Origin of the sequence: Campylobacter sp. RM16192 (assembly GCF_004803855.2) — a bacterium.
Classification (GTDB): Bacteria; Campylobacterota; Campylobacteria; order Campylobacterales; family Campylobacteraceae; genus Campylobacter_A.
Genome location: NZ_CP012552.1, coordinates 949,930 through 966,013, shown reverse-complemented (window position 1 = coordinate 966,013; position 16,084 = coordinate 949,930). Strand labels below are relative to the sequence as shown.

The following is a 16,084-nucleotide window of genomic DNA, read 5'->3' as shown; positions in this document are numbered from 1 at the left end:
TTAATAAAGGGTCTATTATGAGTGATATTATCTGGACAAAAACCGATGAGGCTCCACTTCTTGCAAGCTACTCGCTTTTTCCTATTCTAAAAAGCTTTTTAAACAGAGCAGATATCAGTATAGATGTAGCCGATATCTCGCTTGCGGGTCGTATAATAGCAGCTTTTAGTGATGTTTTAAAAGATGATCAAAAAGAAAAAGATTGGCTGGAAATTTTAGGAAATATGACAGAGGATAAATTTGCCAATATTATAAAACTACCAAATATTTCAGCTTCTATCCCTCAGCTAAACAATGCTATAAACGAACTAAGAGCCAAAGGATATGATCTGCCTTTGTATCCAAATGAGCCAAAAAATGATAACGAGAGAGAAATTTACAAAAGATATCAAAAAGTGCTTGGAAGTGCCGTAAATCCTGTACTTCGTCAAGGAAATTCGGATCGCAGATGCGTAAGTGCAGTAAAAGAGTATGCAAGAAATAATCCTCATAAGATGGGAGAATTCAAATCAGATAGCAAGGCGGAAGTAGCCTATATGAAGAGCGGAGACTTTTATTTTAATGAAATATCTATGACTGCAAAGAGTGATGATACTTTAAGAGTTGAATTTACTAACAAAAATGGTGAAAAAACGATATTAAAAGAGATAAAAGTTTTAAAAGGCGAGGTAATAGACGCTACATTTATGAGCGCAAAGGCTTTAAAGCAGTTTATAAGAGATCAGATAAAGGATACTAAAGCCAAAGATCTGCTATTTTCCGTTCACCTTAAGGCTACTATGATGAAGGTTAGTGATCCTGTGATATTTGGACATTTTGTTAAAGAGTATTTTATAGAGGCATTTGATGAATTTAAGGATGAGTTTAAGAGTGTTGGAATCAATGAAAATAACGGCTTAAAAGATCTTTTTGAGAGAATTTTAAAACTAGATAAAAACACACAAGATAAAATTAGAGCCAAATTTGATGAAATTTATGCCATTCGTCCGGGTTTGGCTATGGTAAATTCTGATGCAGGAATTACAAATTTACATGTCCCAAGTGATGTCATCATAGACGCTTCAATGCCTGTGATGATAAGAAATTCTGGTAAAATGTGGGATAAAAACGGAGCCCTTAAAGAGGCTAAAGCCGTAATCCCTGATAGCACATACGCTAAAATTTATGAGGCCGTGATTGAAGATTTTAAGCAAAATGGCACACTTGACCCAAGCAAAATAGGAAGCGTATCAAACGTAGGTCTTATGGCTAAAAAGGCGGAAGAATACGGAAGTCACGACAAAACTTTTATAATGTCTAATGACGGGATTTTAAGAGTAATTAATTTAAATGATGAGGAAATTTTTAAATTTGAGATTTGTAAAGACGACATTTTTAGAATGACTCAGGCGAAGGATGATGCGATAACCGACTGGGTAAATTTGGGGATAAAACGTGCAAAACTTACTAACACTAAAGCGATATTTTGGCTGGATGAAAATAGGGCGCACGATAAAGAGATTATCAAAAAGGTTAAAGAGATACTCTCAAAAAGCGATTTAAGCGGAGTGGATATAGAAATTTTAAGACCTGAACTAGCTTGCAAAAAATCTCTTGACATCATAAGATCTGGCAAAGATTGCATAAGTGTTACCGGAAATGTGCTAAGAGATTATCTAACCGATCTATTTCCTATACTTGAGCTTGGCACAAGCGCGAAGATGCTATCGGTTGTTCCTCTTTTAAAAGGTGGAGGAGTGTTTGAAACGGGAGCCGGCGGGTCCGCTCCGAAGATAGCCGAGCAGTTTTTTAATGAAAATCATCTTAGGTGGGATAGTTTAGGAGAATTTTTAGCTTTAATTGCGTCTTTAGAGCATTTGGCCAATTTAAAATCAAATCAAAAGGCTAAAATTTTATCATCTACTCTAAATTCCGCGGTTTCAAGATGGCTTAAAGAAAACAGATCTCCGCAAAAAGAGGTAAAAACTCCTGATAATCGCGGCAGCCATTTTTATTTGGCGCTTTACTGGGCCGATGAGTTGGCTATAAACGGCGAAATTTTAGCTGATAAATTTAAGGATGTCGCTAAAGAATTAAAAGATAATGAGAAAAAGATAGTCCAGGAGCTTTTGGAAGTTCAAGGTCAAAAGATGGATATAAAAGGGTATTATAAATTTGATGAAAATTTAGCCTCTAAGGCGATGAGACCGAGTGAGACTTTTAATAAAATCATAAACTAAGGAAGAGATATGAAGATTTCAGTAATTGGAGCGGGTAACGTAGGTGCTAGCGCTGCAAGCGCGATAATGCTAAGAAAGATAGCCGATGAGATAGCTTTGGTCGATATATTTGGTAATGTTGCGCTTGCAAAAGCTATGGATTTGGCTCAAAGCGCTGCTGTTTTTGACATTGATGTTAAAATTTCTGGCGGAGATGATTTTTCACTTATAAAAGATAGCGATATAGTCGTAGTAACTGCAGGAAGCCCTAGAAAAGAGGGGCAAAGCAGAGAAGATTTGCTTCTTAAAAACGCTCAAATAGTAAAGAGTACGGTAGAAAAGATCGCCGAATTTGCACCAAATTGCATAATTATAAACGTAACAAACCCTCTTGATATACTAACATTTGTCACATATAAGGTTAGTGGATTTGATAAAAGTAGAATTTTAGGTATGGCTGGAGAGCTTGATTCAGCAAGGCTAAAATTTGAAATTTCAAAAAGGCTAAATTTACAAAATTCTCAGATAAAAGCTCATGTGATGGGTGCTCATAATGACGATATGCTTGTGCTAAAAGATAATATAAACGTAACTTTAAGCGATGATGAATTTGAAGAGATATCAAATGATACAAAGACTGGTGGAGCTAAATTTGTAAAGCTTCTAGGAACTTCAGCCTATTATGCGCCAGGAGCTGCTGCAGCTAAGATGTGTGAAGCTATAAAAAATGAGAGCGATGAGTGGCTAAGCTGCTGCGTAGTATTGGATGATAGCTTAACTTGTGGTCGCAGAGTAAAGCTTAATAAAAATGGAATTGCGAAGATAAAAGATCCAAGTCAAGAGGAAAAAGAGGCGCTTGTAAAGAGTGAAAACGATATAAGAAAAAATATAAATTTCTTGATAGAAAGTAGTGTATTGAGCTAATTTAATGGATATTCACGAGTATCAAGCAAAAGAGATCTTAAAAGAATTCGGTATCAAAATCTCAAACGGCAAACTTGCATATACGAGTCAAGAAGCTTTGGATGCGGCTAAAAATTTAGGCGGAAATATCTTTGCGATTAAAGCTCAAGTTCATGCCGGAGGAAGAGGTCTTGGCGGAGGCGTAAAGATAGCTAAAAGTCTAAGTGAAGTAGAAAATATCGCAAAGAACATGCTTGGTATGTATCTAATTACACCTCAAACCACAAAAAACGGAAAGCTTGTTCGTAAAATTTATATTGAGCAAGGGCTTAATATAAAAAGGGAATTTTATCTAAGTTTAGCCTTTGATAGAAAGCAAGAAAATATTGCGATTATCGCCTCAAAAGATGGAGGGGTTGGCATAGAGGAGGTTGCTCATAGATCTCCTGAACTAATAAAAAAGATAAATATAGATCCTCAGATCGGACTTTGCAATTTTCACATCTTAAATTTGATCGGATTTTTTAATTTTGACAAAGATTTAAGTAGGAAATTCATTGAAATTTTAAAGAAACTTTATCAAATTTATATACAAAAAGACGCTACCTTAATCGAGATAAATCCTCTTATCTTAAATGATAATGATGAATTTTACGCACTTGATGCAAAGATGAGTTTTGACGACAATGCTTTATTTCGTCATCCTGAAATTTTAGCCCTTAAAGATGAGAGTGAAGAGGAGCCAAGCGAAATCGAAGCCAAGAAAAATCGCTTAAACTATATAAAGCTAAATGGCGATATAGGCTGCATAGTAAATGGTGCAGGGCTTGCTATGGCTACAATGGATGTGATAGAAAACGTCGGCGGAAAGAGTGCAAATTTTTTAGACGTAGGCGGTTCTGCGAGTCCTGAAAGTGTGGCTAAGGCCTTTGAGCTTATACTAAAAGATCCAAACGTAAAAGTGGTTTTTGTAAATATCTTTGGTGGAATCGTTAGATGCGATAGAATTGCAAGCGGAATTTTAGAAGCCGCGAAAAGTATAAATTTAAATACCTCTATAGTCATAAGACTTGATGGGACGAATGCAAAAGAGGCCATGGGCATGCTAAAAGATGCGAATCTTAAAAATTTGCATATAGCTTTCAATCTGCTTGATGGCGCTAAATTGGCTGTAAGCTTAGCGAGAAGTTAGATGAGTATTTTAATAGATAAACAAACAAGAGCCATAGTTCAGGGCTTTACCGGTAAAGAGGGAAGCTTCCATGCTCAAAGCTGTCTAGAATATGGCACCAAAATAGTCGGCGGAGTTACACCGTTTAAGGGCGGAAGCACACATCTTGGACTACCTGTTTTTGATACTGTAGCGGAGGCTGTCGAAAAAACTGGCGCTAATACATCTTTAATATTTGTTCCGAGCGCATTTGCCAAAGACGCTATTATAGAGGCTGCATACAGCGGAATAAAGCTTGCTGTTGTCATTACAGAGCATATAGCCGTGCTTGATATTCTTGCGGCAAAGGCTTATGCTATCAAAAAAGGAATGAAGATTATCGGTCCAAACTGTCCTGGCATCATAAGTTCTGATCTTTGCAAGCTCGGCATTATGCCAAGTTCTGTTTTTAAAAGATCAGATATTAATATTGGCATAATCTCAAAGTCTGGTACTCTTACATACGAAGGCGCAAACGAGATTGTAAGAGCTGGATACGGAATATCTACAGCTATAGGAATAGGTGGAGATGCCGTTATAGGAATGGATTATGAGGAGCTTTTGCCTCTTTTTGAAAAAGACGATGATACTAAAGCTATACTTTTGATAGGAGAGATAGGCGGGGATTTAGAGATAAGAGCCTGTAAGATGATAGAGGAGAAAATTTCAAAGCCTATAGTAGCCTTTATTGCTGGAAATTCAGCCCCGAAAGGGCGCAAGATGGGTCATGCCGGAGCCATTATAAACGGCATAGAAGGAAGTGCTGAATATAAGATGAAAGCGCTTAGTAGAGCCGGGGTTCATGTAGTAGATTCCCCAAGCAAGATAGGTGAAAAATTTAAAGAGGTAATGAAATTTTAGTAGCAATGATTGATAGGAGCTCTCTTAAATAAAACTAAAATAATTTTTATCTATTTTTTACAATCTTAAATTTAAGCAAGATTATATAAAAATGCTGGATTTGGAAATTTGAGTCAAGGAAAATATATGCTAATAAAAGATGATGCCCCAGTATGGGTAGACACTACCCGCTGTAAGGCGTGTGATATATGTGTGAGTTACTGCCCAGCAGGAGTTTTGGGTATGCGTATAGAGCTTGGTGCAGTACTTGGAAAAATGATAGAAGTGGTTCATCCTGAGGCCTGTATAGGATGTAGAGATTGCGAGCTTCACTGTCCTGATTTTGCCATTTATGTAGCAGATAAGGGCTTTAAATTTGCCAAACTTACTGCAGAAAGTAAAGAAAGAGCCGCAGCAGTCAAAGCAAACCATTACGAAAAGCTAGGAGCCTAAAATGAGAGAGGTAATAGCTAGCGGTAATGAGCTTGTTGCGATGGCGGCTGTGGATTGCGGTTGTAATTTTTTTGGTGGATATCCTATAACCCCTTCAAGCGAGATAGCTCACGAATTGAGTGTTCTTTTGCCAAAAAAGGGTGGTAAATTTATACAGATGGAAGATGAGATAGCGGGAATCTCTGTAGCTCTTGGTGCAGCTATGAGTGGAGCTAAGGCAATGACTGCAAGCTCAGGGCCTGGAATTTCATTAAAAAGTGAGCAAATAGGGCTTGGATTTATTGCGGAAATTCCAATTGTGATAGTAAATGTAATGCGCGGAGGCCCGAGCACAGGACTTCCTACAAGAGTGGCGCAAGGAGATCTACTTCAGGCTAAAAACCCAAGTCATGGCGATATCAATAGTATTGTTTTAGCTCCTGCCAGCTTAGAGGAGTGCTATACTGAGACTATTAGAGCCTTTAATTTAGCTCAACGATTTATGAATCCGGTATTTTTACTGCTTGATGAGACTATAGGGCATATGCACGCTAAGGCAATTTTACCTGATATCAGTGATATAAAAGTAGTAAATAGAGAGCAATTTACTGGGGATCCAAAGGATTATAAACCTTATGAAGCTAAAGCTGACAGGCCTGCTGTTCTTAATAAATTTTTTCAAGGCTATAAATATCATATTACTGGACTTCATCATGGAGTTACCGGCTTTCCGACAGAGGATGGAGAGATAGTTTCATATAACATAAATAGGCTTTTTAATAAGATTAACATGCATCTTGAAGAGGTAGAAAACAGCGAGGAATTTGAGCTTGAAGATGCAGAAATTTGTATTATAGCATTTGGAAGCGTTGCCAGGGCGGCGAAAGAGGCGATTTTAAATTTAAGAAAAAATGGAGTTAGGGTAGGAATGTTTAAGCCTATAACTTTATTTCCAACTCCTGAAGCGAAATTAAAAGAGATAGGTAAGAGATTTAAAAAAATACTAATCTGCGAACTAAATTTAGGGCAATATACAGGAGAGATTAAAAAAGCTATGTTAAGAGATGACTTTAAGACTCTGCTTAAGGCAAATGGACGCCCGATAAGCCCTCAAGAGATAGTTCAGAAAATAGAGGAGTTTTAAAATGGCATTTAATTACGACAAATATTTAAGAATAGATAAGATGCCGACTCTTTGGTGCTGGGGATGCGGAGATGGAGTGATACTTAAAGCTGTTATTAGAGCGATAGATAGCCTAGGCTGGGATATGAACGATGTATGCGTAGTGTCTGGTATCGGTTGCTCCGGACGATTTAGCTCTTATGTAAATTGCAATACAGTTCATACAACTCATGGACGCGCCATAGCCTATGCAACTGGTATCAAGCTTGCAAATCCTGATAAAAAAGTTATCGTGATAACAGGTGACGGAGACGGGCTTGCGATAGGTGGAAATCATACTATACATGGATGTAGAAGAAATATCGATATAAATCATATTTTGATAAATAACTTTATTTACGGACTTACAAATTCTCAAACCAGTCCTACTACTCCTCGTGGCATGTGGACTGTAACGGCTCAATACGGAAACATAGATCCGACTTTTGACGCATGTAAGCTAGCTACAGTTGCGGGAGCAACTTTTGTAGCCAGAGGAAGCGTGATAGAGCCTGTCAAGATGGAAAAGATGCTAGTAGAAGGTTTTAGTCATGATGGATACTCTTTCTTTGATATTTTTTCAAATTGCCATATAAATTTAGGTAGAAAAAACAAGATGGCAGAGGCAACCAAGACACTTGAGTGGATAGACAGTATAACTTTGAGCAAGACAAAATTTGATCTGATGAGTGAAGATGAGAGGATCGGCAAATTTCCTCTTGGAGTTTTACACAAAGATAATAGCAAAACCGAATATACAAAGGCTTACGATCAAGTCATAAAAGCAGCCCAAAGTGGTGAGAAAATCGACTTTAAGGATATAAATTGAAAAGAGAGCTTAGATTTGTCGGAGTTGGCGGACAGGGTGTAATTTTAGCCGGAGAAATTTTAGCCGCCGCCAAGATAGAGGATGGAGGATATGGGGTCAAAGCATCTACTTATACTTCACAGGTTAGAGGCGGTCCTACTAAAGTTGATATAGTATTAGACGAAAGCGAGATATTATACCCATATGCAAATGAGGGCGAGATAGAATTTATGCTTGCGACAGCACAAGTGAGCTACAATCTTTTTAAAAGCGGAGTCAAAGAGGGTGGCATAATAGTCATAGAGCCAAATTTGGTAAAAGCTAGCAATGAGGATAGAAAAAAGTGGAAAATTTATGAAATTCCTATCATATCTATAGCTAAAGACGAAGTCGGAAATGTCATCACCCAAAGCGTTGTAGCCTTGGGAGTAGCTGTGGAGATGAGTGGTTGCTTGGATGCCAATTTAGTAAGAGAAGTTATGCTATCAAAGGTGCCAAAGAAAGTCTATGAGGCTAATGCTATGGCTTACGAGCTAGGATTAAAATACGCTAAAGCAGCAAAAGATAGTTAATTGATACAAATTTATAAAGGAAAAATATGAAAATAGGAATTTTTTACGCTACAGGAAAGGGTGATACCGCAAAGGTTTGTGAGTATCTAGCTTCAAAATTGGGTGCTAAAGTAAAGGCTGTTAAGGGAGTAGAGCAATCAAGCGAGTTTGAAGACTTTGATCTTTTGATTTTGGCAAGCTCAAGTTATGGATTTGGTGAGCTTCATGATGATTGGAAGGCAAAATTAGGTCTGTTAAAAGAGGCTAAGTTAAAAGGCAAAAAAGTAGCTATTGTAGGGGTTGGTAACCAAGAGCGCCACGGTGATAACTTCTGCGGTGGCGTAGTTGAGTTTTTGTCTTGCATAAAAGGAGCATTATTGCTTGGTGCTAGCGAAAAAGACGGTTATAAATTTGACTACTCTTCATCGTTTATAAATGATAAATTCATAGGTCTTGCGCTCGATACAAAAGGCGATAAAGAGTATGAAAAACGCATTGATAAATGGGCTAGTGATATAAAAACTAAGATTTAGACTTTATTCTGCTTGGTTTGCTTAATACCAAATCAAGCAGAATTTAATACAAGATAGAACCCAATCTGACCATATTTGAGCCGCATTTTATAGCAAGCTCAAAGTCACTACTCATCCCCATAGAGCAAATTTTAGCTCCATGCGCTTTTAAATTTTCATAAATTTTATGTGTTATCTCAAAGCTTCGCTCAATAGTTTTCATATCATCTACATGCGCTCCTATACTCATAACTCCTATAGGACGTAAAAATTTGCAATTTTCTTTTATGGATAAAAACTCATCTATGGCGCTATCGGCACTAATTCCTGATTTTGTATCTTCATTGGCAGAGTTTATTTGAAGTAAACAATCAAGATTATAATCAAGCCTTTTATCCACTTCAAGCGCGGACTTAAGACTATCGCAACTTTGCCAAAGAGTAGGGCGAAGCGAAATTAACTGATTTATCTTATTGCTTTGAAGTCGGCCTAAGAAGTGCCAATCTATAGGCAAATTTGATAAAATTTCTTTTTTGTTTTTAAGCTCTTGAACTCTATTTTCACCAAAGCTCATCTGTCCTTGATTAAATAGTTCCAAAACTTCTTTTGTAGTTACATTTTTACTGACAGCTATAAGTTTTACTTCCTCGCCGATTCTAGCCTTATTGATGCGTTCTAAAATTTCAGCTAAATTTTTCAATTACCAACTCCGCCAAGTCTTAATATGTCATTAAACGTCGCAACCAGCATAAGCGTAAGAAGTAAGGCCCATCCGCAATATGTTAAACCGACATAGACTTTTTCATTCATCTCTCGTCTGAAAATCAACTCGTATATATTAAAAAGAATATGTCCGCCATCAAGCGCAGGGATAGGAAGTAAATTTAATACTCCTAAATTGACGGATATCAAAGCAGTGATAACAAGAAGTGTTGAAACGCTTATTTGAGCTGCTTTAGAAGTGATATCTGCTATCTGAATTATACCTCCCATATCTTTGATAGGTACCACGCCCTCTATCAGCTTGCCAATACCTACAAATATTAGCTTAGAGGCGTTTATCGTCTCATTAAATGCAAATTTTAAAGAGTTAAGACCTGTATTTTTAAGAGTTATAAACTCACCCAAAGGAGAGATTCCTATAAGAGGTTTTTCTATCTTTTCTCTAAAAAGATTAACGCTTTCACCTATTTTTGGAGTTAAATTTACAGTTTGAATTTTACCGTCTCTCTCTATTTCGATCAAAGTTTTAGTTAATTTGACATTTTTGCTTATATCATCCCATTCACGAATTTCTACTCCGTTTATGTTTAAAATTTTGTCGTTTTTTAGCAGTCCAGCTTTTTGTGCGGCTGAATTTGGCATTACGTTTCCAACTGTAGGAGCCAGCCTATCCACACCAATATATCCAAGCGCAATAAATATTAAAAACGCTAAAGCAAAGTTAAAAAATGGTCCTGCAAAAAGTATAAAAATACGTCCAAGAGGGCTAAGTTTAGTGTAGCTATCATCATCCATATTTTTTAGATTTGGCTTGGTATCCTCTTGTCCTTTTAGGCTCACATACCCACCAAGAGGAATAGCTGAAATAGCATATTCGGTTTGTCCTATTTGTTTTGAGTATAGACTATCTCCAAAGCCTACGCTAAATTTTAAAACTCCTACATTTAAAATTCTAGCTGCCATAAAGTGACCAAGCTCGTGAAAAAAAACCAAAAAAGATATAGCAAAAACTGTTATAAAAAAATACCATGAATAAGCGTAAACGCCCAAAATAAGCAATAAAACCACAAAAATTATACTTTTCAATATTTACCTTTTTTATAAAAAACTGATTAAATTTAGCATTTTATTCTAAATTTTACGCTTAGGGTTAGGATTAATCTATTTTATCACTCAGCAAAACTGCTATAAATTTAGTATTTGGGTTAGCGTCAAGTGCTATTTTAAGGCTCATTGTAAGAGGAACAGCTAAAAACATTCCGCCAATTCCAAATAAAAATCCCCAGAAAAGCAGACTCATTAGTACAGCCAAAGTACTTATACCAAGCTCTTTGCCTAAAAATCTTGGCTCTATAAAATTTCCTATGGCAATATTTATCACAAGATACAAAGTTACAGTCCAAATGGCCGAGCTAATATCACTCATTAAAAGTGCGACCAAAATAGCAGGAATTGCGGCTATAACCGAGCCTATAGTAGGGATGAAATTTAAGACAAATGCTACTATTCCCCAAAGTGGTGCATAAGGCACGCCGATGATCTGAAGTCCGACAAAGATCAAGATGCCAGTCGCTAAAGATGTCAGTGACTTAATCTCTAGATATCTTTTTAAATTGGATATAAAAGTATCTACTATCTGATTTGCTTGTGGATTTTTACTGGCAAAATACTCAATTTTTTGATGAAAGACGTTAGTTTCAAAAAGCATAAATGTAACAAGTAAAAATATAAAAAAGCTCTTTGATACAAGCTCAGTACTCTCTTTTAACAAAGTACCAAAGGCTGCAAAAATTTTATTAGGGTCAAATTCGCTCGGCACTACTATATCTTGTGTGTTTATAATATCGTATCTTTCGATAATCTGAATGGTCTGATCACTAAAAATTTTAAATTTTTCCTGAAGCTCCGGAAGATAGCCAAGAAGTCCATTTATAGTGGTTATAACTGTGTTTGCAATAAATCCAAGTGTAACAAATACAACTCCAACAACAACCATAAAGGCTAATATTCTAGGAAATTTAAGCTTTTGAAGGTAGTTTATCGCAGGAGACATTACTATGGCTATAAAAACAGCTATAAGAAACGGAAAAACAACCATGCTTGCAGCCTTTAAACCAGCAGCCACGACAACAAAGCTCGCTAGATACACTATCACTAGGTTGCTTCTCAAACAAATATCCTTATATTTTAACTTATCTAGCATATCTTACGTATGCAAATATATATTCAAATCCAGAATACAATGTTAATGCTACGGCAAGCCACAATAGCGCATCGGCAAACGGCCACTGCATTATCAAAAATCCAATGGCTATCATTTGAAATACTGTTTTTACCTTACCTGCCATAGAGGCGGCTAAATTTAATCCTTCTGAAGCTATAACTACTCTAAAGCCGGTTATAAAAAATTCTCTAATAAGTATTAGATATATAGCCCAAGGATTAGCTCTATCCATCATCATAAGTCCTAAAAATGCCGCTAAAGTAAGCATTTTGTCAGCCAAAGGATCAATTATCGCACCAAGTTTTGTTTTTTGATCCCATTTTCTTGCGATATAGCCGTCAAAAAAATCAGTAACACTGGCTATAACAAATATTAGTCCCGCAAAATAGTTTATCCAGCTTATATGCACGCTTTCAAAATGAGTATTTGCGTTTACTAATATGTAAAACATAGCAGGAGCTAGTAAAATACGACAAAATGCCAACAAATTAGGTAAATTTAAACTCATTTGAATGTAGTTCCACCATCTATTATAAATGTATGTCCTGTTATCCAGCTAGCCTTGCTCGAGCAAAGAAATAAGCATGCTCCTGCAAGATCGGTTGGCTGTCCCATACGATTTAACGGGCTAAGTTTAGCCGTCATGTCGCGCACCTCTTCGTAGTTAGTAAATGCTCTTAAAGCGTCAGTTTCGATAGGTCCGCCGCTTACTATGTTTACTCTAATGTTTTTTTCTCCAAGCTCGGTTGCAGCGTATCTTGCCATCGCTTCAACAGCAGCTTTTGACGCTCCGTGCCCAGCATAATTTTCGATATAGACTAAATTTCCTGTTGAGCTAAGAGAGATTATGCTTCCACCACCTGTCTTTTCCATCCTTTTAGCAGCCTCTTGCGCGCCAACTACAAATGCATTTACAGTTGCTGTAAAAATATTATTTATACCTCTTGGACGAAGTTTCATAAATTTCGTATATCCGCCGGCAACTGCACGTCCTGAAATTATCGCATTCGAGATAAAAAAATCAACTCGGTCAAAGTCTTTATCAATCTCTAAAAACAGATCCTTATATGTCTCAGGCTCAAGTATATTTAGCGCGTAAGCTCTTGCTTTTATGCCGAAATTTTCCTCAAGCTCTTTAGCTTGTGTGTTTGCAAGCTCTTCATTTGAGTTATAAGTAAAAGCGATATTTGCTCCAACCTCTGCAAACTGCTCAACTATAGCTCTTCCAATACCTCTTGTGCCGCCACTTATTACTAAAGTTTTGCCTCTAAATTCATTTTGTAAATCCATTAAAATCCTTTTATCTCATACTGTTTCATAGTTTCTTCTATCTTTTTAAAATTCTCTTTGCTAGGTTCGCAAAGTGGCAATCTGTATTCAAGGCTTGGAAGTAGCCCGGCAATATACATTGCTGCCTTTATAGGTATAGGATTGCTTTCACAAAATAGCATTTTATTGATATTGTAAAGCTTATCATTGATGGCTTTTGCCTTGATATACTCCTCATCAAGCGCTAAGTGAGTAAGCTCTGAAATTTTATCAGGTAGCAGATTTGAGGTTACTGATATCACACCTTTTCCGCCATTTGAAAGAATAGGGTAGTTTATCGCATCTTCCCCACTTATTACAACTAAATTTGGCTCATGTGCAAGCAAGTCTACGCATCTATCTATACTTCCGCTTGCCTCTTTTACGCCAAATATATTTTCGCAGTCATTAAAAAGCCTAAAAATCGTGCAAGGCAGGATATCTACTCCAACGCGACCTGGAACATTATATAAAAGTACCGGTATATCAACACTTGAAGCTATTGTTTTATAGTGTTGATAAAGCCCTTCTTGAGTAGGTTTATTGTAATATGGAGCAACGGAAAGGATGCCGTCCGCTCCGTGATTTTGAGCGAATTGTGCAAGTCCAACAGCTTCGTGAGTCGCATTACTACCGGCTCCTGCCAATACTTTTACATTTGTATTTTTGCATGTTTTTACGGCTATTTCTATACAAATTCTATGCTCATCATGGGTTAGAGTAGCGCTCTCTCCGGTAGTTCCTACAGGCACTACAGCATCTATTCCGTTTTTAATTTGTCTTATAATGAGTTTTTCGTAGCTTTCTTCGTCTAATTTACCATTTTTAAAAGGTGTTATAAGAGCGGTCATTGCACCTTTTAGAATTTTTTTCATTTTCTATCCTTTCTTAAAATAACCGTAGTAGAGGTTTTGTCTGTAAAGTATTTTTTAGAAATATCATTAATATCTTTACCTTTTAAATTTTCTATCTTTTCTTGAAGCTCAAATAGTGGAGTTATGTCTCCTTTGGCAAGAAAATCACCATATAAATTCGCAACTCTTGAAGCACTGCTAAAAGAGTGTATAAAGTCTGATTTTATACTATTTTTTATCTTTGTTAGTTCGTCTTGATCTATATTATCTTTTTTGATATTTTCTAAAATTTCATATATCTCTTTTTCTACTGTTTCGACCTTTATTTCAGGATTACAAACCGCTATTATGATAAATAAACCCTCATCGATATTATCCATATTGTAAGCGTAAATTTGATTTACCAAGCACTTTTCATCAACTAAAATTCTATGCATCGCAGAGCTTTTACCACTGCTTAAATACTCACTTATAGCGTTTAGAGCTACTTGGTCTTCATGATTAAACGCTGGAATTTTAAATGCGATCGCGAGCATTTCTACTTCGCTATCTTTATAAATTTCAACTCTCTTTGCTCCTTTTTGAGCAGGTTCTACGCAGTGAATATTTGGAATTTCTTTTGAATTTTTAATACTTTCAAAATGTTTTTTACCAAGCTCAAATGCCGATTTTTTATCTATATCTCCACTGATCAATAAAATTGCATTTTTAGGTTGATAGAAGGTAGAGTGAAATTCTTTTATATCATCAATCGTCCAGTTTTTTATATCTTCTATAAAACCTATCGGCGTCCAATGGTACGGATGATAGGTAAAGGCTGTATTAAAGAGAGTGAAGTACAAAAAACCTATAGGGTTATTATCTGTACGCCAAAGTCTCTCTTCTAAAACAACATTTCGCTCAGGCTGAAATTCACTGTCTTTTAGGCTTAAATTTGCCATTATATCAGCATATAACTCTAGTGATTTGTCTAAATTCTTCTTTGAACATTTAACGAAATAGTGAGTATAATCAAACCCTGTGCTTGCATTATTTATACCACCAAATCCTTTGACTATCTTATCAAATTCACCGGCTTTTAAATTTTTAGTAGATTTGAAATTTAAGTGTTCTAGCATATGAGCTATACCGCTCTTGCCCATTACTTCATTTCTTGATCCTACTTTATAAAAGAGATCAACGCTGATTACATATGAGCCTTTATTAACCGGAATATGATAAATTTCAAACCCGTTTTTAAGTTTTGTTTTTGAATATTTTAAAAGCATATTTTTCCTTATTTTCCGACATCCATTCCCACAGCTTCGCTAATATTTGCAAATCCATCTCGCTCAAGCAGTTCTAATAACTCCAAATTAATATATCTGCAAACAGCGGGACCTCTAAATATAAAAGCTGTATAAATTTGAACTAAATTTGCACCCATTCTAATACGTCTATAAGCCTCTTCTCCGCTATCTATGCCGCCACTTGCGATTAATACGGTTTTGCCAAATAGTTCATCCGCTACAGCCTTAAATAGTCTGCGCGATTTTTCAGCAATCACTTTACCGCTTAGTCCGCCAAAATTTTGTAAATTCGGTGATTTGCTAAGACTATAATCAATACTTGTATTATTTACAATAACTCCGCTTGCACCACTTTCGACCGCAGTTTTACAAATTTCAACAGCTTTTTCGTCATCCATATCTGGTGCAATCTTAAAAATAATAGGTTTTTTGGTTATTGAAGTAAGTCTATCAAAGAGCTCTTTGACAAAGCTAGCATCTTGTAAGTTGCGTAAATTTGGAGTATTCGGGGAAGAGATATTTACAACAAAAGCATCGCAAATATCGCTAAATTCTTTAGTCAAATTTTCGTAATCTTCAAGTGCGTTTTCATTTGGAGTTACCTTATTTTTACCGATATTTGCAAAAAGAGGTATAACAAAAGGGTATAAATTTTGAACTCTTTTTGCTATTTTTTTTGCCCCTTCGTTATTAAAACCCATTGCATTTTGAATACTCTCTTCTTCTACAAGCCTAAAAAGACGAGGCTTTTCGTTACCGCTTTGTGGTTTTGGTGTTACAGTTCCAAACTCTATATGACCAAATCCAAGTGCCGTTAAAGGTTTTAGCATAGTAGCGTTTTTATCAAATCCTCCGGCAATTCCGATAGGATTATTAAAAACCAAATTCAATAAATTTTGCTGAAGTCTAGCATCGTTTATGACACATTTATTGGCAACAAAACTCATTGAACCCGGAAATATCTTATCTGCATAGACCATAGCACACTCTGCTATCGTGTGTGCGGTTTCAGGTTGAAATTTAAAAAAAATAGTTTTTAAATCGTTATAATTCAAGATCTTTCCTTTAAA

The 16,084-nt window shown here is 36.2% G+C and carries 17 protein-coding genes; 9 read left to right on the top strand and 8 right to left on the bottom strand.

Going from position 1 to position 16,084, the window contains the following annotated elements:
* Window positions 1–17 precede the first annotated feature (17 nt).
* The 9 genes from CDOMC_RS04990 (at window position 18) to CDOMC_RS04950 (ending at window position 8,637) form a co-directional block, all read left to right on the top strand.
* On the top strand, window positions 18–2,219 hold the full coding sequence (locus CDOMC_RS04990; protein ID WP_172128444.1) for an NADP-dependent isocitrate dehydrogenase: 2,202 nt from the start codon (window positions 18–20) through the stop codon (window positions 2,217–2,219).
* Between the two features lie 9 nt (window positions 2,220–2,228).
* Window positions 2,229–3,122, top strand: coding sequence for a lactate/malate family dehydrogenase (locus CDOMC_RS04985; protein WP_172128442.1), 894 nt, complete (start codon window positions 2,229–2,231; stop codon window positions 3,120–3,122).
* Between the two features lie 4 nt (window positions 3,123–3,126).
* A complete protein-coding gene (sucC, locus tag CDOMC_RS04980; protein WP_172128440.1) occupies window positions 3,127–4,293 on the top strand; it encodes an ADP-forming succinate--CoA ligase subunit beta in 1,167 nt (388 codons plus the stop codon).
* Window positions 4,294–5,172 carry a succinate--CoA ligase subunit alpha gene (sucD, locus tag CDOMC_RS04975; RefSeq protein ID WP_172128438.1) on the top strand — a complete coding sequence of 293 codons (879 nt, stop codon included), beginning with the start codon at window positions 4,294–4,296 and terminating at the stop codon, window positions 5,170–5,172. It abuts the gene before it with no gap.
* A 126-nt stretch (window positions 5,173–5,298) separates the two neighbouring features.
* Window positions 5,299–5,604, top strand: a complete 306-nt coding sequence (locus CDOMC_RS04970; protein WP_172128436.1) for a 4Fe-4S binding protein — start codon at window positions 5,299–5,301, stop codon at window positions 5,602–5,604.
* Window position 5,605: 1 nt separating this feature from the next.
* Window positions 5,606–6,727 (top strand): 2-oxoglutarate synthase subunit alpha, encoded by a 1,122-nt coding sequence (locus tag CDOMC_RS04965; protein WP_172128434.1) that lies wholly within the window; start codon window positions 5,606–5,608, stop codon window positions 6,725–6,727.
* A gap of 1 nt (window position 6,728) precedes the next feature.
* Window positions 6,729–7,574, top strand: a complete 846-nt coding sequence (locus CDOMC_RS04960) for a 2-oxoglutarate ferredoxin oxidoreductase subunit beta (RefSeq protein WP_172128433.1) — start codon at window positions 6,729–6,731, stop codon at window positions 7,572–7,574.
* Entirely contained in the window at window positions 7,571–8,125 is a 555-nt protein-coding gene (locus CDOMC_RS04955) for a 2-oxoacid:acceptor oxidoreductase family protein (protein WP_172128432.1), read from the top strand. The genes CDOMC_RS04960 and CDOMC_RS04955 overlap by 4 nt, the downstream gene beginning before the upstream one ends.
* Before the next feature lie 26 nt (window positions 8,126–8,151).
* On the top strand, window positions 8,152–8,637 hold the full coding sequence (locus CDOMC_RS04950) for a flavodoxin domain-containing protein (protein WP_172128431.1): 486 nt from the start codon (window positions 8,152–8,154) through the stop codon (window positions 8,635–8,637).
* A gap of 43 nt (window positions 8,638–8,680) precedes the next feature.
* On the opposite strand, the gene CDOMC_RS04945 is transcribed toward CDOMC_RS04950, so the two are convergent.
* The 8 genes from CDOMC_RS04945 to CDOMC_RS04910 form a co-directional block, all read right to left on the bottom strand.
* Window positions 8,681–9,316 (bottom strand): YggS family pyridoxal phosphate-dependent enzyme, encoded by a 636-nt coding sequence (locus CDOMC_RS04945; protein ID WP_172128430.1) that lies wholly within the window; start codon window positions 9,314–9,316, stop codon window positions 8,681–8,683.
* A complete protein-coding gene (rseP, locus tag CDOMC_RS04940; protein WP_172128429.1) occupies window positions 9,313–10,425 on the bottom strand; it encodes an RIP metalloprotease RseP in 1,113 nt (370 codons plus the stop codon). Before rseP ends, CDOMC_RS04945 begins: the two co-directional genes overlap by 4 nt.
* Window positions 10,426–10,495: 70 nt before the next feature.
* Window positions 10,496–11,509 (bottom strand): AI-2E family transporter, encoded by a 1,014-nt coding sequence (locus CDOMC_RS04935; protein WP_172128428.1) that lies wholly within the window; start codon window positions 11,507–11,509, stop codon window positions 10,496–10,498.
* A 22-nt stretch (window positions 11,510–11,531) separates the two neighbouring features.
* Window positions 11,532–12,071 carry a CDP-diacylglycerol--glycerol-3-phosphate 3-phosphatidyltransferase gene (pgsA, locus tag CDOMC_RS04930; protein WP_172128427.1) on the bottom strand — a complete coding sequence of 180 codons (540 nt, stop codon included), beginning with the start codon at window positions 12,069–12,071 and terminating at the stop codon, window positions 11,532–11,534.
* On the bottom strand, window positions 12,068–12,853 hold the full coding sequence (locus tag CDOMC_RS04925) for an enoyl-ACP reductase (protein ID WP_172128426.1): 786 nt from the start codon (window positions 12,851–12,853) through the stop codon (window positions 12,068–12,070). Before CDOMC_RS04925 ends, pgsA begins: the two co-directional genes overlap by 4 nt.
* Window positions 12,853–13,746, bottom strand: a complete 894-nt coding sequence (gene dapA / locus CDOMC_RS04920) for a 4-hydroxy-tetrahydrodipicolinate synthase (RefSeq protein WP_172128424.1) — start codon at window positions 13,744–13,746, stop codon at window positions 12,853–12,855. The genes CDOMC_RS04925 and dapA overlap by 1 nt, the downstream gene beginning before the upstream one ends.
* Window positions 13,743–14,993 (bottom strand): M16 family metallopeptidase, encoded by a 1,251-nt coding sequence (locus tag CDOMC_RS04915; protein ID WP_172128422.1) that lies wholly within the window; start codon window positions 14,991–14,993, stop codon window positions 13,743–13,745. Before CDOMC_RS04915 ends, dapA begins: the two co-directional genes overlap by 4 nt.
* Window positions 14,994–15,001: 8 nt before the next feature.
* A complete protein-coding gene (locus CDOMC_RS04910) occupies window positions 15,002–16,069 on the bottom strand; it encodes a quinone-dependent dihydroorotate dehydrogenase (RefSeq protein WP_172128420.1) in 1,068 nt (355 codons plus the stop codon).
* Between the last annotated feature and the right edge of the window lie 15 nt (window positions 16,070–16,084).

What these genes read in the sequence shown, in the direction of transcription:
- CDOMC_RS04915 (WP_172128422.1), bottom strand. Translation starts at nt 14,993, where the DNA reads ATGCTTTTAAAATATTCAAAAACAAAACTTAAAAACGGGTTTGAAATT.
- CDOMC_RS04925 (WP_172128426.1), bottom strand. Translation starts at nt 12,853, where the DNA reads ATGGATTTACAAAATGAATTTAGAGGCAAAACTTTAGTAATAAGTGGC.
- sucD (WP_172128438.1), top strand. Translation starts at nt 4,294, where the DNA reads ATGAGTATTTTAATAGATAAACAAACAAGAGCCATAGTTCAGGGCTTT.
- CDOMC_RS04960 (WP_172128433.1), top strand. Translation starts at nt 6,729, where the DNA reads ATGGCATTTAATTACGACAAATATTTAAGAATAGATAAGATGCCGACT.
- dapA (WP_172128424.1), bottom strand. Translation starts at nt 13,746, where the DNA reads ATGAAAAAAATTCTAAAAGGTGCAATGACCGCTCTTATAACACCTTTT.
- CDOMC_RS04970 (WP_172128436.1), top strand. Translation starts at nt 5,299, where the DNA reads ATGCTAATAAAAGATGATGCCCCAGTATGGGTAGACACTACCCGCTGT.
- pgsA (WP_172128427.1), bottom strand. Translation starts at nt 12,071, where the DNA reads ATGAGTTTAAATTTACCTAATTTGTTGGCATTTTGTCGTATTTTACTA.
- CDOMC_RS04990 (WP_172128444.1), top strand. Translation starts at nt 18, where the DNA reads ATGAGTGATATTATCTGGACAAAAACCGATGAGGCTCCACTTCTTGCA.
- CDOMC_RS04950 (WP_172128431.1), top strand. Translation starts at nt 8,152, where the DNA reads ATGAAAATAGGAATTTTTTACGCTACAGGAAAGGGTGATACCGCAAAG.
- CDOMC_RS04965 (WP_172128434.1), top strand. Translation starts at nt 5,606, where the DNA reads ATGAGAGAGGTAATAGCTAGCGGTAATGAGCTTGTTGCGATGGCGGCT.
- sucC (WP_172128440.1), top strand. Translation starts at nt 3,127, where the DNA reads ATGGATATTCACGAGTATCAAGCAAAAGAGATCTTAAAAGAATTCGGT.
- CDOMC_RS04985 (WP_172128442.1), top strand. Translation starts at nt 2,229, where the DNA reads ATGAAGATTTCAGTAATTGGAGCGGGTAACGTAGGTGCTAGCGCTGCA.